Consider the following 19,236-nt stretch of genomic DNA (forward strand, 5'->3'; position numbering starts at 1 on the left):
CGACCGGACGTTCGAGTACTGCAGCTGACACGCACCGACTCCTTCCCGCTCTCGGACGCTACTGTTGGTAACCGATGCAGGTATCGAGGTATTCCGCCCCCGAGTTCGATCCGTACGGCGACGACCGGCCCATCGAGACGGACGCCGGGTGGCGCGCGCCGACCGCCGCGCGCCCGCTGTCCGCCGCGCTGTCGATCCCCGGTTCGAAGTCGCTGACGAACCGCGAGCTCGTGCTCGCCGCCCTGGCCGACGGTCCGTCGACCCTGCGGGCACCGCTCTGGTCTCGCGACAGCGAGCTCATGGTCGAGGGGCTGCGCGCACTCGGTGTGGGGTTCGAGCGGATGCCGGGCGCCGGCGGGTTCGGCGACGACCTGCGCGTCGTGCCCGCCGACGAGCTGCTCGGGTCGACGACCGTCGATTGCGGCCTCGCGGGCACGGTCATGCGCTTCCTGCCGCCGGTGGCGGCGCTGGCGCTCGGGCCGACCACGTTCGACGGCGACGAGGCGGCCTATCGCCGTCCCATGCGGGGCGTCATCGAGGGTCTCCGCGGCGTCGGCGTCGACCTCGACGACGACGGGCGCTGGGCGCTGCCGTTCACCGTGCACGGCACCGGCCGGGTCGAGGGCGGCGCGCTGACGATCGACGCCTCGGCCTCGAGCCAGTTCGTCTCGGGTCTGCTGCTCTCGGCGCCCCGCTTCGAGCGCGGACTCGACCTCGAGCACGCCGGCGAGCGGCTGCCGAGCCTGCCGCACATCGAGATGACGGTCGAGGCGCTCGCCCGCCGCGGCGTCGAGGTCGAGCAGCCCTCGGTCGGCCGCTGGCGCGTCGCGCCGGGCCCGATCGCCGCCCGCGACATCGACATCGAGCCCGACCTCTCCAACGCCGCCCCGTTCCTCGTCGCGGCGCTGGTCGCCGGCGGATCGGTCACGATCTCCGGGTGGCCGGCCGAGACGACGCAGGTCGGGGCGCAGCTGGCCGAGCTCCTGCCGCGGTTCGGGGCCCGCGTCGCCCGCGACGGCGATCGGCTCACCGTGCACGCACCCGAGGCCGCGGTCGACGGGGGTCGCGGCATCCGCGGGGTCGACCTCGACCTCTCCGAGGCGGGCGAGCTCGTGCCGAACCTGGTGGCGCTCGCGGCGTTCGCCGACGGCCCGAGCACGTTCACGGGCATCGGGCACATCCGGCACCACGAGACCGACCGCCTCGCGGCGCTCGCGGCGGAGTTCGCCACGCTCGGCGGCCGCGTGACCGAACTCGAGGACGGACTCCGGATCGAGCCCGCGCCCCTGCACGGCGGCGAGTGGCGGGCGTACGCCGACCACCGGATGGCCACCACGGGCGCCATCGTCGGGCTCGCGGTCGAGGGCGTCGTCGTCGACGACATCGGCTCGACCTCGAAGACCCTCCCCCAGTTCACGGAGCTCTGGGAGCGGATGCTCGGATGAGCTGGTGGGAGACGGACGACGACGAGGACGAGCCGGAGTTCGACGAGTCCGACGTCCGGATCCGCCCCAACCGTCGCGGCAGCCGCCCGCGCACCAAGGTCCGTCCCGAGCATGCCGACGCGGTCGAGGGCGTCGTGCTGGGGGTCGACCGGGGCCGCTACACCGTGCTCGTCGACGAGGGCGGCCCCGACGAGCGCGAGATCGTCGCCGCACGGGCCAGCGAGCTCCGTCGGAAGTCCGTGGTGACGGGCGACCGGGTCGACCTCGTCGGCGACACGACGGGCGACGAGGGCACGCTCGGCCGCATCGTCCGGATCCTCGAACGCAGCACGCTGCTCCGCCGCAGCGCCGACGACACCGACGAGGTCGAACGGATCATCGTCGCGAACGCCGACCAGATGCTCATCGTCATCGCCGCCGCGAATCCCGAGCCGCGCGTGCGGCTCGTCGACCGCTACCTCGTGGCCGCCTACGACGCCGGCATCGCTCCGCTGGTGTGCGTGACGAAGACCGACCTCGCCGACCCGGCCCCGTTCCTCGCGAACTTCGACGGGCTCGACCTGCCCGTCTTCCTGAGCCGGTCCGGCGACATGCCGCTCGACGCGATCTCCGAGCGGCTGGTCGGGCACCGGACGGTGTTCGTCGGCCACTCCGGTGTCGGCAAGTCCACGCTCGTGAACGCGCTCGTCCCCGAGGCGAACCGCGCGACCGGCCACGTGAACGTGGTCACCGGGCGCGGGCGGCACACGTCCTCGTCGACCGTCTCCCTCCGGCTCGAGCACGACGGCCGGACGGGGTGGGTCATCGACACCCCGGGCGTGCGCTCCTTCGGGCTGGGCCACGTCGACCCCGCGAACATCCTCGGGGCGTTCGCCGACCTCGCTCGGATCGCGGAGGACTGCCCGCGGGGGTGCACGCACCTGCCCGACTCCCCCGACTGCGCGATCATCGAGGCGGTCGACGCGGGCGAGCTCGGCGAGTCCGGCCGCGTGCGACTCGACTCCCTGCAGCGGCTGCTCGCGACCTTCGCCTGAACCCGGCCGACGACGGATGCCGCGAGCGGCATGCGACGCCCGGCATCCGCGGGCTGCCTACGATTGAGGCATGACCGACGCTCGACTCGCCGCCGGCGACCTCGCCCCCGACTTCACCCTCCCCGACCAGGACGGCTCGCCCGTGACGCTCTCGTCGCTGCGCGGGCAGAAGGTCGTGCTCTACTTCTACCCCGCCGCGATGACGCCCGGCTGCACGACCGAGGCCTGCGACTTCCGCGACAGCCTGAACTCGTTCGCCGGTGCGGGCGTGCGCGTGGTCGGCGTCTCGAAGGACGAGGTGCCGAGGCTCAAGGAGTTCGCCGAGCGCGACGGGCTGAACTTCCCGCTGCTGTCGGACGCCGACCTCGCCGTCCAGCAGGCCTACGGCGCCTGGGGCGAGAAGCAGCTCTACGGCAAGACCGTCACCGGGTCGATCCGCTCGACCTTCCTGATCGACGAGGACGGCCGCATCGCCAAGCCCATGTACAACGTCAAGGCCACGGGCCACGTCGCGCGCATCCGAAAGGAGCTCGGGCTCGACGACTGACGCCGCTCCCGCTCCGAGGCGGTCGCCGCACGATGCGGCGGCCGCCTCCGTCGTCTCGGGCGCGCCGTCGGCTCAGGCGGCCGGTCGGTCCTCCGGGCGCGCGTAGAGGTCGCGCACCGGCGGCCACAGCAGCAGCCCGATGACCGTGATGGCGGGCACGAGCAGCACCCAGCCGATGTCCGGCCGCGCGAACAGGCCCTGGAACGCGCCCACGGCGACCGAGAGCTGGAGCACCTGCCAGACGATCGCCGCGGCCCTCGACCACGGCGCACGCCGCAGCGCGGCGACCGCGATCGCGGCGACCCAGGCCGTGGCGATCGCCACGAGCACCACGAGTGCGAGCGCGGTCGCGAGCGACGACGGACGCAGCACGAGGAGATCGACGACCAGCCAGACGAGCACCGCCGCCAGGCCGGCGGCCTCGGCGAACAGCAGCCCGACCACGGTCACGAACGCGGCCCTCGCGCCGCCCTGATTCACAGGCATCTCCCGAAGACCACTCTTGATTCGCTTCCCTCGCTATGCGACCATTTATGAGGCCGAATTGATGCTCACAGGGACGTGAGCCGATCGCTTCCCCGATCCTACTTCCCGAGATTCGGCTTTCCCCCAGCAGCACCGCCGGTTTCCGGTCGCACTCGCGTGCGCTCGCTGCGAACCGACAACACAAGGAGCATCTCCATGGATTGGCGCGACAAAGCCGCCTGCCTCACCGCCGACCCGGAACTCTTCTTCCCTGTCGGCAACACCGGTCCGGCCGTCGACCAGATCGAGAAGGCCAAGGCGGTCTGCGCCCGATGCACCGTCACCGAGATCTGCCTCCAGTACGCCCTCGAGACCGGCCAGGACTCGGGTGTCTGGGGTGGTCTCAGCGAGGACGAGCGCCGCGCTCTGAAGCGCCGCGCCGCTCGCGCCCGACGCGCCGGCTGAGACCCGGCACGCACGCGCGATCGACGCTCCGGCGACCCGTCTCGTCGCCCTCGCGGAGCGGACCCCGCCGATCGCGCGGACTCCCCGCAGCACCCGGACCGGACGGCATCCGCGCTCGCGCGGATGCCGTCCGCACGTGGCGGACCGGCTCGCCGCTCAGTCCTTCGTGATCCAGCGCAGCGGCACCTCGATGGTGACCTCGGTCCCCGTGCCCATGATGGTGTGCCAGTCGATCGTGCCGCCGAGCTCGCCCTGGATGAGCGTGCGCACGATCTGCGTCCCGAGACCCTCGCCGACCTTGCCCTCCGGGAGGCCCGATCCGCTGTCGCGGACCTGCACCGTCAGCACCGTGTCGGAGCGATCGGCGATGACCTCGACGTCGCCCTCCTGACCGGCGAGGCCGTGCTCCACGGCGTTCGTCACGAGCTCGGTGAGCGCCAGCGCGAGCGGCGTGGCGTACTCGCTCGGCAGCACGCCGAACGTGCCCGACTTCTTCGGGTGGGCGGTCGTGTTGTGCGCCGCGGCCACCTCGGCGACGAGCAGCAGCGCCCGGTCGAACACCTCGTCGAAGTCCACGTTCTGCGTGAGGCCCTCCGAGAGGGTGTCGTGCACGACCGCGATCGCGCCGACCCGTCGCATGGCCTGGGTCAGCGCGTCGCGCGCCTCGTCGGAGTGCGTGCGGCGCGCCTGGATGCGCAGCAGCGATGCCACCGTCTGCAGGTTGTTCTTCACGCGGTGGTGGATCTCGCGGATCGTCGCGTCCTTGGTGATGAGCTCCTGCTCCTGATGGCGCAGCTCCGTGACGTCGCGCGTGAGCACGATCGCGCCGGTGCGCTCACCGCGACGACGGATCGGGATGGCGCGCAGCGAGACCGTGACCCCGCGCGACTCGACGTCGGTGCGCCACGGTGCGCGACCGGTGACCACGAGCGGGAGCGACTCGTCCACGACCAGCTTGCCGCTGAGCAGCCGCGTCGCGACATCCGCGAGGGACTGCCCCTCGAGTTCGTCGTCGAAGCCCATGCGGTTGAACGCCGAGAGCGCGTTCGGGCTCGCGAACGTCGTCACGCCGTCGACGTCGAGCCGGATCAGGCCGTCCGAGGCGCGCGGTGCGCCCCTCCGAGGACCGGTGGGCGCACCGAGGTCCGGGAAGTCGCCCGAGGCGATCATCTGGAAGAGCTCGCCCGCGCAGTCGTTGAACGTGAGCTCCTGCCGGCTCGGGGTGCGCGTCGACCCGAGGTTGGTGTGCCGCGTGATGACGGCGACCGGCTGGGGCGCGAGCGCCGTGCCGGTCACCGAGAGCCGTCGCATGACGGGTACGGCGCGGACGCGGGTGGGCATCTCCTCGTACCAGTCCGGCGCCGACGAGTCCTGGATCTCGCGGGTCTCGAACGCCTGCGACGCGAGCCCCTTCCACTCCTCGCGGATCCCCTGCCCGACGAAGTCGCGGTAGAACAGCGTCGCCGCGCTCGAGGGCCGGGAGTGGGCGACGGCGACGAAGTCGTCCTCCCCCGACGGGACCCACAGCACGATGTCGGCGAAGGCGAGGTCGGCGAGCAGCTGCAGGTCGCCGACGAGCATGTGCAGCCAGTCGACGTCGGCCTGGCTGCTGCGCCCCTGGGCGAGGACGAGGTCACTGAGGGTCGACACGGGTCAAGCGTACCCACCCGGAGCGGCCGCTCAGGCCGCCGCGGTGCGACGGCGGAGCGCGGCGAACGCCGCACGTCGGCGCGGCTCGGGCGGCGGGAGGAGCCGCGCGTCGACGTAGCCGCGCAGCGCGGCGCGCAGCGGCGAGCGGGGCGCGGCATCGCGGAGCGTCCGCGCCGTGAGGATCGCGGCGTCGGCGGCGCGCCCGTCGTGCGGCAGCAGCGTGGCGTCGGCGAGCCCGGCGAAGCGACGGAGCGTCTGCCGGACCTGCGCGTGCGCGTCGATGCCGAGGGCGCTCGGACGGACGCGGTTCACGACCACGTCGATCGACGCCGGATCGACGAGGTCGACGAGCTCGGCGTGGCCGCGGAGCAGCCGGGACAGCCCGACGGGGTCGGCCAGGCCGATCGCGACCACGCGGTCGGCGGCCTCGAGCGCCGCGAACGTCGCCGCGTTGCGCCGGGGGGAGAGCGGGTCGCTCGTCAGCTCCTCATCGCGCTCGAGGCTGAATCCCGTGTCGACGACGACGAACTCGAATCGGGCCCGCATGACGCGCAGCGCCTCGGCGACCCGGTCGTGCGAGAGCTCCGGCCACCGGCTCGGGCCGACGAGCCCCGTGAAGACGTCGAACGAGGCGCGCGGGGACGAGTGCCGCTGCGCGATGCGCTCCAGCTCCACCCGGTCGAGCGCGCCGGAGCCGGCGAGGCGGCACGCCGAGGCGAAGCCCGGCGCCTCGTCGAGCAGTCCGAGCACGGGGGCGATGGCGCCGCCGTACGGGTCCGCGTCGACGAGCGCGACGAGGTGCCCGGCGGCCGCGAGCTCCGAGGCGAGCGAGATCGCGGTCGTCGTGCGCCCCGGCGCCCCCGCCGGACCCCAGACGGCCACCACGCCGGGGCGGTCCGCGGACGCGCGCGCCGACCGCTCCGGCTCCGACAGGCGCGACGGCAGGGCCGGGCCGTCCGCCACGAGCTGCTCGAGCTCGGCCGGATCGCCGTCGGCGTCGAGGACCTCGTGGAGGCCGAGCCGCCGCGCCTCCGCGCGCTCGCGGGCCGATCCCGCGAGCGCCACGAGCCGGATGCCACGGGTGTCGCACGCCGCGAGCAGCTCGGCGTCGAGCGTCGCCGCCGCGGCGCCGACGACCACGACGTCCGGGGCGAGCACGTCCAGCCCGTCGAGCACGTCGCGCCAGCCGAGCACACGGGCGACGATCGTGTGGCCGGCCTCGACGAGGCCCGCGAGGAACCGGTCCTCCACCGCGGGCTCGAGCGCGAACGCGAGCCGGGCCATCAGCCCGCCCCCGTCGCCGTGGGGACGAGGTCGACGGCGTCGCCCGATGCCAGCGCCTCGAGCACCGCGGCGGTCTTCTCGCGCGGGATCAGCAGCTCCACGCTCGGCCCGTCGGCGGCCACCATGCCGTCGTCCTCCAGGACCCGGGCGACCTCGGCCCCGGCGACGAGCACGACCGGCGGCTCGAAGCTGCCGCGCTCGACGGCTCGCGCGGCCCAGACGTCCACCAGCGAGCCGGGCGCGATCTCGCCGGCGATCGGTCCGCGGCTCTGGACCACGACCCTCGCGTGAGCGGCGTCGGCGGCGTCCGAGACCGCGGCGGTCGGCACGAGCTCGCCCCCGCGCACCGTGCGGACCACGACGAGCCCCTCGGCCGGCACGTCCCCCGGGGCGAGGTAGTTCGGTGCGAGCGCGCCCAACCCGACGGACTCGACGCGCAGGGCGTCGACGTCGATCCGGCTGCCCGGGGTCAGCGTCTCGGGCGCGACGAGCACCTCGGTCGTGTCGTCGAGCGCGTCGACGAGGGCCCAGGTGCCGAGCGTCGACCCGACGACGAGCACGAGCCCGATCACGAGCCTGGGATCGGGTCGCCGCCCGCCGCGCGCCGTCCGCTCCGCCATCGCCGTTCCCCCCTCCGGCCGCGCCACGGGGCGAGGACCGCGACCCATCGTCACGGAAGTCTCCGAGAGCACCGTGAAGTTATCCACACGGCGCACGCTCCTCGGGACGCACGCCGATACTTGAGGCATGGTCCATCACGCTGCGGGGGAGCCGCTCGGCCGCTTCCTCACGATCGCCGACGCGGCTGAGCTGCTCGCCGTCGACGTCGAGACCGTGCACGGTCTCGTCATGTCCGGCGAGCTCCCCGCCATCCGCGTGGGCGACCGCGGACCCTGGCGCGTCGAGCGCACCCACCTCGAGGCCTTCATCGACCTGCGCTACGAATCCGCGCGCCGCGAGGTCGTGTGGAACGAGGGCGAGTTCGCCAACGTCATCGAGTTCTCAGGGGCCCGCACCATGGGTCCGCGCCCGGTCGACTGACCCCGGCGTCCGACGCGGACGCGAGTCGACCGGTCACGCCGGCGGCATCGCGGTGACGACCACGATCCGGGCGAACGGCACGAGCCGGTAGCCTCGGACCTCGCGCTCGCGTCGCGGCACCCCGGGCTCGTGGAGCGCGAGGTCGAGGTGATCCGCGGCGACCCGGTCGATGGTGCCGTGGAGCCGCCCGCTCAGGGTGCGGACCTCGACGACCGCTCGTCGTCGGCCGAGGTCGCGGAGGGCGAAGGCCATGCCGATCCGCTCGACGAGCGCCGCGGGCGGCGTCGGCGGCGGCGCGAGGCTCGCCTCGACCTGTCGACGGCCGGCGACCACGCCGGCGATCGCGGGCACGGGCACCACGCACTGCGCGCCGGGCGCCCCGCCCGTGGGCACTCCCCCGATCCAGTCCCGGCCGAACGCGGTCGGCCGCAGCTGCAGCGAGGTGTCGTCGACGAGCTCGAGCCGCACGGCGCCCGATTCCGGACCGCCCATCGCGGCGATGCGCTCGCGCAGCCCGAGCCGGCCGACCCGCAGGCGCTCGGACTCGAGCGCGAGCGCGCGCTCCTCGTCGCGGCGGTCGCGGTCGAGCTGCGATTCGAGGTCGTCGAACAGCCGGTCCCACCGCATGCGCCGACGCTACCCGCGCGGCCATGTCGTCTCGCAGTTGTCCACAGGGCGGGAGTTTCCTTGACACCCGTACGGCGCCACCCCTACCGTTCGATCTAGGAGACCCGGACACCCCCGAACAGGGGGTACGACGCGTCGGACCCCCGCCGATCGCCCCGCCCTACTGGAGCCGTCATGACCGCACGCCCGAACGGCGCGCCGCGCAGCGCCGCCATCAACGGGACCAGCGCCCGCCGACTCGACCTCGACGACTACTTCGCGCGGCAGCGCGCGGGTCGCGCCGAGCTCCCGGACCCGGAGCCGATCCTGCGCAACCTGACCCATTGCGTCATCGAGGTCCTCGCCGGCGCACGCGACCTCGAGCAACTGGCCAGGTGGGTCACCGACGACGTCTACCGCAACCTCTCGAAGCGGGTCGTCCTCGCCGCCCGCGCCCGCCGTGCGAAGGGGCAGGCGCCGCAGCGCCCGGCCTTCACGGTCGGCCGCGTCCACCTCTGCGAGCCCGTCGACGGGATCGTCGAGGCCGTGGTGCTCGTGCACCAGCGTGCCCGGTCGCGCGCGGTCGCCATCCGCCTCGAGGGCCTCGACCAGCGCTGGCGCGCGAGCGTCATCAGCGTGCTCTGAACCCGGCGCGCGCCGCGCTGCCGGCGCGCGTCGCGCATCCACTACGCTCATGCGATGGAGCGCTCCCCCGCGCGATCGCGCCGGTTGCCGTCGATGGTGACGTCCGTGGCATCCCTCGGCCACTCCGCCGACGACGGCGACGGCCGCCGCATGGAGAAGTCGGTCCTCACGCTCACCGCGATGTTCACGGTGCTCGTCGTCTCGCCGTGGGCGGCGTTCTACTACGCCATCGGCCTGCCCGTGCCGGCGGCGATGCCGACGCTGTACGTCGTGCTCACCCTCGCGGGGCTCGCGCACCTTCGCCGCACGCGCGACGACCGCTGGTTCCGGCGGTCTCAGCTCGCGATGTTCCTCGTGCTGCCGCCGCTCGTGCACGTCGCGCTCGGCGGCTTCGCCCGCAGCAGCGCCGTGGTCATGTTCGCGTCCGTCGCCGTGGTCGGCGCGCTCTCGTTCACCCGCGTACGACGGCCCGGGATCGTCTTCGCCGCGTTCGCGGGCATCGTCGTCGTGCTGGTGCCGTTCGAAGGGGTCCTGCGCGAGGGCGCGCCGCCGCTCGACGACCGCGTCGTCACGGTGTTCTTCGCGATCAACATCGTCTCGGTCGCGACCATCATGTTCCTCGCGATGCGCTCCTACGTCCGGTCGCGGGACCGGCTCGCCGCGGCGCTCGCGGACGAGCGCGACCGGTCCGACCGGATCCTGCGCAACGTGCTGCCCGACCGGATCGCGGATCGGCTGGTGTCGGGTGAGCGGCCGATCGCCGACCGGTACGAGTCGGTCGGCGTGCTCGTCGCCGACATCGTCGACTTCACGAGCCTGTCCGACTCCCTGTCGGCGGACGACCTCGTCCACGACCTCAACGACCTGCTGCGCGAGTTCGACGCGCTGGCGGCGCGGCTCGGCGTGACGAAGGTGAAGACGATCGGCGACGCGTACCTCGCCATCTCGGGCGGCCCGGACGGCGGGCCGGACCTCGCCGCGCTCGCGGACCTCGCGCTCGGGATGCGGTCGATCGCCGCGGGTCGGGCGATCGGCGGACGGCGCGGGATCCGGCTCCGGATCGGGCTGGACACCGGCCCGGTGGTCGCCGGCGTCATCGGCGATTCGCGGTTCCTGTGGGACGTCTACGGCGCGACCGTGAACTCCGCGAGCCGCATGCAGACGACCGCACCGCCCGACGTCATCCAGGTCACCGACCGCATCGCGGACGCGCTCGGCGCCCGTCACCGGCTGACGGAACGCGGCACGGTGGACGTGAAGGGCATCGGACCCGTGCACACGTGGTTCCTCGAGGGCGCGGCGATGACACCCGGAACCGTGTCCGCGCACCCGGCGGACGACGACGGGCCCGGGGGATCCCCGGGCCCGTCGTGAGGGTCGTCAGCGACCGCGGCGCTCCTGCGCGCGACGCTCCTGGCGGTTCATCGGTCCGGGCCCGTCTTCCGTGCGCTGGCCGAAGGCGCCGCGTGCGGCGGGCTGCTGCGGCTGCTGCGGCTGCTGCTGCGGCGCGGACTGCTGGGCGACCGCGCGTCGGGCGCGCTGGGTCGCCGCCTGCTGCAGCTGGCCCCGCTGGTTGCGGACCTCGACGCCGCCGGAGTCGCTCGGAGCCGTGTAGCTGAGCTTCTCCTCCGGTGCCGTGGACCGCTGGAGGCCCTTCGCCTCGATGCGCGGTCCTGCGACGCCCGCCTGCGGCGCGACCTCGACCTCGAGGTTGAACAGGAAGCCGATCGTCTCCTCGCGGATGGAGCCCATCATCTGCTGGAACATCGCGTAGCCCTCGCGCTGGTACTCGACCAGCGGGTCGCGCTGCGCCATCGCGCGCAGGCCGATGCCGTCCTTGAGGTAGTCCATCTCGTAAAGGTGGTCGCGCCAGCGACGGTCGATGACCGACAGCACGACGCGCCGCTCGAGCTCGCGCATCGCCGGTCCGCCGAGCTGCTCCTCGCGGCGCTGGTAGGCGAGCTTCGCGTCGGACAGGATCTCCCGGCGCACGAAGTCGCGGTTGACGCGGCCCTTCTCGCCCGCCTCGGCGACGACCTCGTCGATCGTGATGCCGATCGGGTACAGCGTCTTCAGCTCGGCCCAGAGGGCGTCGAAGTCCCACTCGTCGGGGCTGCCCGCAGCGGTGTGCTCGTCGAGCACCTCGTCGATGACCTGCTCGAGGAACACCTGCACGCGGTCGTGCAGGTCGTCGCCCTCGAGGATGTGCCTGCGGTCCGAGTAGATCGCCTCGCGCTGGCGGTTCAGGACGTCGTCGTACTTCAGGACGTTCTTGCGGATCTCGGCGTTGCGCGCCTCGACCTGCGACTGCGCCGAGCGGATGGCGCGGGTGACGACCTTCGACTCGATGGCGACGTCGTCGGGCACGCCGCGCGACATCAGGCTCTCGGCGGCGCCGGCGTTGAACAGCCGCATGAGGTCGTCGGTGAGCGAGAGGTAGAAGCGGCTCTCACCGGGGTCGCCCTGGCGGCCGGATCGACCGCGCAGCTGGTTGTCGATGCGACGCGACTCGTGGCGCTCGGTGCCGAGCACGTAGAGCCCGCCGGCCGCGAGCACCTTCTCGGCCTCGGTCGAGGTCTCCGCCTTGATCCGCTCGAAGACCTCGTCCCACGCGGCCTCGTACTCGTCGGGCGTGTCGACGGGGCTGAGCCCGCGCTCGTGCATCCGCTGCACGGCGATGAACTCGGCGTTGCCGCCGAGCATGATGTCGGTGCCGCGGCCGGCCATGTTCGTGGCGACCGTGACCGCGCCGAAGCGGCCGGCCTGGGCGACGATCGCGGCCTCCCGGGCGTGGTTCTTCGCGTTCAGGACCTCGTGGCGCACGCCCTTCTTCGCCAGGAGCCGCGAGAGGTACTCGCTCTTCTCGACGCTGGTCGTGCCGACGAGCACCGGCTGGCCCTTCTGGTGCCGCTCGACGATGTCCTCGACGACCTGGGCGAACTTCGCCTCCTCGTTCTTGTAGACGAGGTCGGCCTGGTCGATGCGGACCATGGGCTTGTTGGTCGGGATCGGGACGACGCCGAGCCTGTACGTCGACATGAACTCGGCCGCCTCGGTCTCGGCGGTACCGGTCATGCCCGACAGCTTGTCGTAGAGGCGGAAGTAGTTCTGGAGCGTGACGGTGGCGAGCGTCTGGTTCTCGGCCTTGACCTGCACGCCCTCCTTCGCCTCGATCGCCTGGTGGATGCCCTCGTTGTAGCGGCGGCCCACGAGGATGCGGCCGGTGTGCTCGTCGACGATGAGCACCTCGCCGTTCATGACGACGTAGTCCTTGTCCTTCTTGAACAGCGCCTTGGCCTTGATCGAGTTGTTCAGGAAGGAGATGAGCGGGGTGTTCGCCGACTCGTAGAGGTTGTCGATGCCGAGGTAGTCCTCGACCTTGGCGATGCCGGGCTCGAGCACGCCGACGGTGCGCTTCTTCTCGTCGACCTCGTAGTCGTCGCCCGCCACCAGACGCTTGGCGAGGCCGGCGAACTCGGTGAACCAGCGGTTCGCCTCGCCCGATGCGGGGCCGGAGATGATGAGCGGGGTGCGCGCCTCGTCGATGAGGATCGAGTCGACCTCGTCGACGACCGCGAAGTAGTGGCCGCGCTGCACCATGTCGGACGCCTGCCAGGCCATGTTGTCGCGCAGGTAGTCGAAGCCGAACTCGTTGTTCGTGCCGTACGTGATGTCGGCGGCGTACTGCTCGCGGCGGACCGCCGGCGTCTGGCCGGCGACGATGCAGCCGGTGGTCATGCCGAGGGCGCGGAACACGCGGCCCATCAGCTCGGACTGGTAGCTCGCGAGGAAGTCGTTCACGGTGACGATGTGCACGCCGCGGCTCGTGAGGGCGTTGAGGTAGGCGGCCGTCGTCGCGACGAGCGTCTTGCCCTCACCCGTCTTCATCTCGGCGATGTTGCCGAGGTGCAGCGCCGCGCCGCCCATGAGCTGGACGTCGAAGTGGCGCAGGCCGAGCGTGCGCCGGCTCGCCTCGCGGACGGCAGCGAATGCCTCGGGCAGGAGGTCGTCGAGGGACTCGCCGTTGCCGTAGCGCTCGCGGAGCTCCACCGTCTCGTGCTTGAGCTCCTCGTCGCTCAACGCCCGGAAGTCGTCTTCGAGGGCGTTGATCGCGGCGGCGTAGTTCTCGAGCCGCTTGAGCGTGCGACCCTCGCCGACGCGGAGGACCTTTTCCAGAATCGAAGCCACGAACTGCTCTCCCGTTGTCGTTCAGGCATGCGACGTCGGGGTGGGGCACCCGCGCACGCCGGAGGATCCGCCTTGTGCAGACGGTCATCATAGCCATGCTACTGGGCAGCAGGCTGGGCGACGGCCCCGAGCCCGACGCGCTCGCGTCGACCCGGGGCCGTCGGCCTGCGGCGGATGCCGCTCAGGCGCTCGTGCGCGCCAGCCCCAGTGCCTCGGCCGCCTCGGCCTGGTCGCCCCGGGCGTGCTCGTCGAGCGAGATCACGCCGTAGTCCCAGCCCTTGCGGCAGTAGACGACGCTCGGCCGGTGGGTCTCGGCGTCGATGAAGAGGTAGAAGTCGTGGCCGACGAGCTCCATGTGGTACAGGGCGTCGTCGACGGTCATGGGCGTCGCCGCGAAGACCTTGCGGCGGATCACCACGGGCGAGTAGTCCTCGTCCTCCTCCGCCGCGGGCTCATCGCCCACGACGGGGATGTTGCCGGTGCGGACCTTCTCGAGGACCTCGACGTCGGCGGCCCGCACGCCCGTGCCGGCGAAGCCCACGTCGGTCGCCTCGCGCAGCGAGGTCGGGCGGCGGCTGCCGCGATGCACCTTGCGACGGTCCTTCGCGCGGCGGATGCGCTCGAGGAGCCGCCCGAGCGCGACGTCGAACGCCGCGTACTTGTCGGCCCCGTCGGCCTCGGCCCGGACCACCGGGCCCTTCCCGACGAGGGTGAGCTCGACGCGGTCCAGGCCCGCGTTGTTGCCGTTCTTCTCGTTGTGACGGCTGACCTTGACGTCGAGCGCGATGGCTCGGTCGGACAGGTTCGACACCTTCTCGGCCTTCTCTGCGACATAGGCGCGGAATCGATCGGTGACTTCCAGGTTTCGTCCGACGATGTTCAGTTCCATGTCAACCTCCATCCACCGGCGTGTCACCCGGATCTGAAGGGTGGTTCGACCACGCCTGTCCTGACACCGTAGCCCGCGAGGTCCCCGATGTCACGAGTCGATCGCCAGCCGTCCGGCTCCCCTCGGCCGATTCGCAGCTCCGTCCTCGCGAGCACCGAGACGGCGTCCACCGAGCCGCCCGCGGCGACGATCGCGCGGGCCGCGTCCGCGAGCGTCGAACCGGTCGTCAGGACGTCGTCGACGAGGACGAAGCGCCGCCCGTCGAGCGGTCCGCGAGCCGCGAACGACCCCGCCGAGTTCGTGCGACGCTCCTCGCGCCCGAGCGCCGCCTGGTCCCGCCGGGGGCGGGCGCGGAGCACGTGCGACGGCCGGTAGCCGGCGCGGCGCACGAGGAGCCCGACGACGTCGACCCCGCGCCGACGTCGCGCGGCGGGCGTGGACGGCACCACGGCGACCTCACGGGGCGCGTCGTCGAGCTCGCCGCACGCGGCCGCCAGCGCGGCCCCGAGCGCGGTGCCGAGCGACCCCGCGGCATCCGTGCGCCCGCCGTCCTTCAGTGCGCGGATGACGCGAGCCGCGGTCCCGGCGTACGGCATGGCCGCCCACGCCGGTTCGGCGGTGCGCGCGACCCGGAACGGACGTGGCACGAGCTCGGCGCGGCATCCGTCGCACAGCGACCGGTCGGGCGCACCGCACCCGGCGCACGCGACCGGGAGCACCAGTCCGGCGGCGTCGAGCAGCGCATCGCGCAGCGGACGCGGCATCCGTTCGTCCGTCCGGGGTCCCACGCCGAGATCCTCCCGGACGGGAGGTCCTCCGGGGGGCGTCGGCCGGGGACCCGTCGGCGCGCGTGCACGAGCGCGAACGGTGGAGGACGGGCCGCGCGGGCGGGTCAGCCGGTCTGCTGCGTCGCGAGGAACCGGACGCCCCTCGGCTGCTCCTGCCACCCCACGCCCGCGCCGGTCGCGATGCCGCCGCCCTCGGTGAGCACGCGCAGGTCCCGAAGGCTGTTCGCGCCGTCGACCTCGATGCCCTCGTCCGGGCCGTCGCGCGACGCCGCCGGCGCGCCGAGCTCCTGCGTCGTGAGCCGGGTCTTGCCCGGCGCGGTCGCGGTGAGCGTGCCGATGGTCCGGGAGTCGAGCCAGGCGACGTCGAGCGGCTCGCCGCCCGACGGCGAAAGCTCGAGGCCGACCGAGCCGAGCGCCTGCGGGATGCCGCGGTCGTCGCGCTGCACCGACGCCGCGACGACCCGGGTACGGCCGCCGTCCTCGAGCAGCGCCACCAGTCGCGTCCCGTCGCGGGAGAACTGGATCGAGACGATCTCGTCGGCGTTCCAGGGCACGCCGATCTGGCCGGACTCGCCGGTGCCGTCGAACCACGCGAGCTCGTCGGGCGCAGTCCGCGGCACCGACCACGTGATCCCGTCGACGTCGAGCGCCGGCGTGATCAGGCCCTCCCTCGGGTCCAGCAGCTCCGGCTCGGAGCCCTCGGCGACTCGGTAGACGCCGCCCTCGGCGAGCACGGCCGCCGCCGTGGCATCCGGTCCGAGGGCCGCGCCGCTCGGGACGAGCGCGACGACCGGGTCCGAGACGCCGTCGATCCCGGCGATCGCATCGCCGGACGACAGGTACCCGAACGCCTCGCCGTCGTAGACGACGGGACGCGGATCCACGCGGAGCGTCCGCAGCGGCGGCGGGCTCAGGTCGGGCGCGCTCAGCGGCACGCCGTTCAGCGAGAGCTGCACGTCGCGCACGTTCCGCACGCCGCTCAGGCTCTCCTCGAGCTGGTACTGCATGAGCTGCACGGTGCGCAGGCTGTCGAACGCCGGACCCGAGAGCGACACCTCCGCGACGCCGTCGGTGACCGGCACCGTCGCCTGGTCGAGCTGCAGGTCCTCGGGGAACGCCGAGACCACGCCGGGCGCGAGCCACTCGGCCGCCCCCTCGAGCACCGCCCGGACGATGCTCGTCTGCGCGGACGCGCGCCCGGCGAACCAGCGCACGTCCGGGACCACGTAGCGGAACTGCGGATCGTAGAAGGCCAGCGTGTACTCGCGATACACGAGCCCGAACGTCGTCTCGTCGATGAGCACGCCCGGCGGGGCGCTCGAGATCCGCCACTCGTCGTCCTCCAGCTCGAACCGGTACTCGAGCTGCAGGGGCTCCGTCGAGCCGGTCTCGAGGTACTGCCCGTCGTCGGCGAGGCTCGCCTGCGGGACGACCCTCGTGCGGATGAGGTCGTCGCCGAGCTGGGTGAACGAGCGATCCGCGAGCACGTCGATCGTGGTCGCCTCGTCGGCCTGCCACTCGTCTGCGAAGGTCGAGGTGAGGAACTGCCTGGCGATCTCGTAGTTGCCCGTCGGGCTCGCGGCCGCGTCGATGAACCCCTCGAGGATCTGCTGCTGGTCCGCGCCCTCGCGAGGGCCGCGCGCGAGCACGTCGACGTCGACGCCCTGGTCTTCGGACTCGGTGAGTCCCTGGTTCACCGGCCCGCCGGTCGGGATCGACGCGCACCCGGCCGCGGTCGCGACCAGCGCGCCGGCGAGCGCCGCGGCGGCGATCCGGGCGAGTCGGACGACGACGGGCCTACGCATCCCGGACCTCCTCGATGGCCGCCCCGCCGGGCGGGACTGCGCCGACGTCGACCGGCCCGGTGGCGTCGGGATCGGACGGCTCGAGCGGCAGCGGCGACTCGACGTCGACGCCGGCGCTGCGCACGCGCGGCACGACGAGCCGGAAGACGGTGCCCCGTCCCTCTCGCGACCAGACGTCGAGCGTGCCACCGTGCGCCACGGCGTCCTCGAGGGAGATCGCGAGGCCGAGCCCCGTGCCGCCGATCGAGCGCCGTCGGCTGGGATCGGCGCGCCAGAACCGGTCGAAGACCCGCGCCGCGGCATCCTCGCTCATGCCCATGCCGTAGTCCCGCACCGACAGCGCCACCGCCGTCGCGTTCGAGTCGACCGACACGACGATCGGACGGCCCTCGCCGTGCTCGATGGCGTTGCCGATAAGGTTCCGCACGATCCGGCGGATCCGGCGCGGGTCGACCTCGGCGTCGAGGTGGCCGCCCGGGGCCTCGAGGCGCAGCTCGCTCCCGCGCTCCTCGGCGAGCGCGTGCATCGACTCGATGGACTCCCCCGCCAGGTGGACGAGGTTCGTCGGTTCCGTCTCGAGCTCGACCGAGCCGGCGTCGTAGCGGCTGATCTCGAGCAGGTCGGCGAGCAGCGTCTCGAACCGCTCGGTCTGCGTCCGCAGGAGCTCCGCCGTGCGCGCCGTGGCGGGCGGGAAGTCCTCCCGCTGGCCGTACAGCACGTCGCCCGCGAGCCGGATCGTCGTGAGCGGCGTCCGCAGCTCGTGCGACACGTCGCTGACGAAGCGCTGCTGCATGACCGAGAGCTCCGCGAGCTCCCGGATGCGCGCCTGCAGCGTGTCGGCCATGCCGTTGTAGGACTCGGCGAGCGCCGCGAGCTCGTCCTCGCCGCGCACGGGCAGGCGCACGCCGAGGTCGCCGGCGGCGAGCCGTCGGCTGGTGGCCGCGACGCCCTGGATCGGCTCGATGACCCATCGCACGACGACGAGCGTGATCGCGCTGAGGAGCGCGATGAGCGCCACGGCGCCGATCGCCCCGGTGAGCTGCATGAAGGCGAGCGTCTGCGCGGCATCGCCCAGGTCGTACCCGATGTACAGCTCGTACCGGCCGACGCCCGGGATCAGCAGGTCGGTGCCGACGACGATGCCCGGCACCGGGTTGCCATCGGCGTCGGTCAGCTCGACCGACTGCCAGAACTGCTCGTCCGGGTTCTGCTGCACGCGCTCGCGCAGCTCCGCGGAGATGCGCCCGCCGAGGTCGGGACTCAGGACGTCGGGCGGCGCGATGGCGAGCGGCGTCGTGTCGGGCGCCCGGAACAGCGCGATGTCGGTGCTGCCCGAGACGCCGATGACGGTATCGAAGAGCGCCGAGCTGGTCACCTGCTGTACCGACGCGCGGTCGACCGCGTCGGACGCGTCGAGGGCCGCCTGCGCGGCCGCCCGGGCCGTCGCGGAGGACCCGAGCACGCGCTCAACCTGCGCCTGGAACAGGTTGGAGGCGACGGTGAACGAGATCGTGAAGCCGATCACGAGGATCGCGAGGCTCGACAGTCCGAGGGTGATGAGCACCGTGCGGAACTGGAGGGACCGCCGCCACGCCGTGCCGAAGCGATGCGCGCGACCGCGGACCCAGCCCGCCGCGCGCTCCGCCGGATTCGCCGCGGTGGACATGCGCGCCGTCTCAGGTCGTGGCGCCGGCGCGGTAGCCCACGCCGCGGACGGTCATGACGATCCTCGGGTTGTCGGGGTCGTGCTCGATCTTGGCGCGGAGCCGCTGCACGTGCACGTTGACGAGCCGGGTGTCGGCCTTGTAGTGATAGCCCCAGACCTGCTCGAGCAGCATCTCGCGCGTGAAGACCTGCTGCGGCTTCGACGCGAGCGTGAGCAGCAGGTCGAACTCGAGCGGCGTGAGGTTGATGCGCTCGTCACCGCGGCGCACCTCGTGGCCCGCCGCGTCGATCTCGAGGTCGCCCACCGTGATGGTCTCGACCGCGGCCTCCGGGGCCGGACGCAGTCGCGTCCGGATGCGCGCGACGAGCTCCTTCGGGTTGAAGGGCTTGACCATGTAGTCGTCGGCGCCGGACTCGAGGCCCTTCACGACGTCGGCGGTGTCGCTCTTCGCCGTGAGCATGATGATGGGCGTTCCGCTCTCGGCCCGGATGCGCCCGCAGACCTCGATGCCGTCCATGCCGGGCAGCATCAGGTCGAGCAGCACGAGGTCGGGGCGGGACTCGCGGAAGGCGGCCACGGCACCGCCGCCGTCGGCGCAGAAGACCGGGTCGAACCCCTCGGTGCGCAGCACGATCCCGATCATCTCGGCGAGGGCGGTGTCGTCGTCGACGACGAGTACGCGAGGCGTCATGCGTTCGTTCTCCGTGGGTTCCGGCCT

General features: G+C 72.9%; 18 protein-coding genes. 7 read left to right on the forward strand and 11 right to left on the reverse strand.

The features are described 5' to 3' along the window. Positions 1–74 precede the first annotated feature (74 nt). The 3 genes from aroA (at position 75) to bcp (ending at position 3,026) form a co-directional block, all read left to right on the forward strand. On the forward strand, positions 75–1,445 hold the full coding sequence (gene aroA / locus ABD230_RS13830; RefSeq protein ID WP_344375280.1) for a 3-phosphoshikimate 1-carboxyvinyltransferase: 1,371 nt from the start codon (positions 75–77) through the stop codon (positions 1,443–1,445). After that, positions 1,442–2,479, forward strand: coding sequence for a ribosome small subunit-dependent GTPase A (gene rsgA, locus ABD230_RS13835; protein WP_344375283.1), 1,038 nt, complete (start codon positions 1,442–1,444; stop codon positions 2,477–2,479). Before aroA ends, rsgA begins: the two co-directional genes overlap by 4 nt. Before the next feature lie 70 nt (positions 2,480–2,549). Then, positions 2,550–3,026: a thioredoxin-dependent thiol peroxidase gene (gene bcp / locus ABD230_RS13840; RefSeq protein WP_344375289.1), complete on the forward strand. Its 477-nt coding sequence runs from the start codon at positions 2,550–2,552 to the stop codon at positions 3,024–3,026. A 72-nt stretch (positions 3,027–3,098) separates the two neighbouring features. On the opposite strand, the gene ABD230_RS13845 is transcribed toward bcp, so the two are convergent. Then, positions 3,099–3,512: a hypothetical protein gene (locus ABD230_RS13845; protein WP_344375291.1), complete on the reverse strand. Its 414-nt coding sequence runs from the start codon at positions 3,510–3,512 to the stop codon at positions 3,099–3,101. A 195-nt stretch (positions 3,513–3,707) separates the two neighbouring features. Between ABD230_RS13845 and ABD230_RS13850 the strand changes: the two genes are divergently transcribed. Continuing rightward, positions 3,708–3,956, forward strand: coding sequence for a WhiB family transcriptional regulator (locus ABD230_RS13850; RefSeq protein WP_055859573.1), 249 nt, complete (start codon positions 3,708–3,710; stop codon positions 3,954–3,956). 156 nt (positions 3,957–4,112) lie between these two features. Here the strand turns inward: ABD230_RS13850 and ABD230_RS13855 are convergent, their stop codons facing one another. Genes ABD230_RS13855 through ABD230_RS13865 form a run of 3 tightly spaced genes read right to left on the reverse strand, consistent with a single transcriptional unit; the run spans position 4,113 to position 7,510 of the window. Further along, the gene (locus tag ABD230_RS13855; protein WP_344375294.1) at positions 4,113–5,606 is read right to left on the reverse strand and encodes a sensor histidine kinase; all 1,494 of its coding nucleotides are present in this window, start codon (positions 5,604–5,606) and stop codon (positions 4,113–4,115) included. Positions 5,607–5,636: 30 nt separating this feature from the next. Beyond that, positions 5,637–6,890: a CpaE/TadZ family protein gene (locus ABD230_RS13860; protein WP_344375297.1), complete on the reverse strand. Its 1,254-nt coding sequence runs from the start codon at positions 6,888–6,890 to the stop codon at positions 5,637–5,639. Next, on the reverse strand, positions 6,890–7,510 hold the full coding sequence (locus ABD230_RS13865) for a hypothetical protein (protein ID WP_344375299.1): 621 nt from the start codon (positions 7,508–7,510) through the stop codon (positions 6,890–6,892). The genes ABD230_RS13860 and ABD230_RS13865 overlap by 1 nt, the downstream gene beginning before the upstream one ends. A gap of 127 nt (positions 7,511–7,637) precedes the next feature. On the opposite strand from ABD230_RS13865, the gene ABD230_RS13870 reads away from it, so the two are divergent. Next, positions 7,638–7,931 (forward strand): helix-turn-helix domain-containing protein, encoded by a 294-nt coding sequence (locus tag ABD230_RS13870; RefSeq protein ID WP_344375302.1) that lies wholly within the window; start codon positions 7,638–7,640, stop codon positions 7,929–7,931. 33 nt (positions 7,932–7,964) lie between these two features. Here ABD230_RS13870 and ABD230_RS13875 read toward each other — a convergent pair whose 3' ends face one another. Next, on the reverse strand, positions 7,965–8,558 hold the full coding sequence (locus ABD230_RS13875) for a hypothetical protein (RefSeq protein ID WP_344375306.1): 594 nt from the start codon (positions 8,556–8,558) through the stop codon (positions 7,965–7,967). A 174-nt stretch (positions 8,559–8,732) separates the two neighbouring features. Here ABD230_RS13875 and ABD230_RS13880 point away from each other — a divergent pair, with 174 nt between their 5' ends. Further along, positions 8,733–9,182, forward strand: a complete 450-nt coding sequence (locus tag ABD230_RS13880; protein ID WP_344375310.1) for an Rv3235 family protein — start codon at positions 8,733–8,735, stop codon at positions 9,180–9,182. Between the two features lie 105 nt (positions 9,183–9,287). Then, complete coding sequence (locus ABD230_RS13885) at positions 9,288–10,556, forward strand: adenylate/guanylate cyclase domain-containing protein (protein WP_344375312.1); 1,269 nt, start codon at positions 9,288–9,290, stop codon at positions 10,554–10,556. A 6-nt stretch (positions 10,557–10,562) separates the two neighbouring features. Here the strand turns inward: ABD230_RS13885 and secA are convergent, their stop codons facing one another. The 6 genes from secA to mtrA form a co-directional block, all read right to left on the reverse strand. Then, the gene (gene secA / locus ABD230_RS13890) at positions 10,563–13,370 is read right to left on the reverse strand and encodes a preprotein translocase subunit SecA (protein WP_344375316.1); all 2,808 of its coding nucleotides are present in this window, start codon (positions 13,368–13,370) and stop codon (positions 10,563–10,565) included. Between the two features lie 181 nt (positions 13,371–13,551). After that, entirely contained in the window at positions 13,552–14,259 is a 708-nt protein-coding gene (gene hpf, locus ABD230_RS13895) for a ribosome hibernation-promoting factor, HPF/YfiA family (protein WP_344375321.1), read from the reverse strand. 23 nt (positions 14,260–14,282) lie between these two features. Then, positions 14,283–15,047, reverse strand: a complete 765-nt coding sequence (locus ABD230_RS13900; RefSeq protein WP_344375324.1) for a ComF family protein — start codon at positions 15,045–15,047, stop codon at positions 14,283–14,285. Between the two features lie 104 nt (positions 15,048–15,151). Further along, entirely contained in the window at positions 15,152–16,852 is a 1,701-nt protein-coding gene (locus ABD230_RS13905) for an LpqB family beta-propeller domain-containing protein (RefSeq protein WP_344375344.1), read from the reverse strand. After that, positions 16,845–18,518 (reverse strand): MtrAB system histidine kinase MtrB, encoded by a 1,674-nt coding sequence (gene mtrB / locus ABD230_RS13910; protein WP_344375353.1) that lies wholly within the window; start codon positions 18,516–18,518, stop codon positions 16,845–16,847. The genes ABD230_RS13905 and mtrB overlap by 8 nt, the downstream gene beginning before the upstream one ends. Positions 18,519–18,528: 10 nt before the next feature. Further along, positions 18,529–19,209 (reverse strand): MtrAB system response regulator MtrA, encoded by a 681-nt coding sequence (gene mtrA, locus ABD230_RS13915; protein ID WP_344375415.1) that lies wholly within the window; start codon positions 19,207–19,209, stop codon positions 18,529–18,531. Positions 19,210–19,236: the final 27 nt, after the last annotated feature.

The sequence above is a fragment of the Agromyces tropicus genome (assembly GCF_039531345.1).
Classification (GTDB): Bacteria; Actinomycetota; Actinomycetes; order Actinomycetales; family Microbacteriaceae; genus Agromyces; species Agromyces tropicus.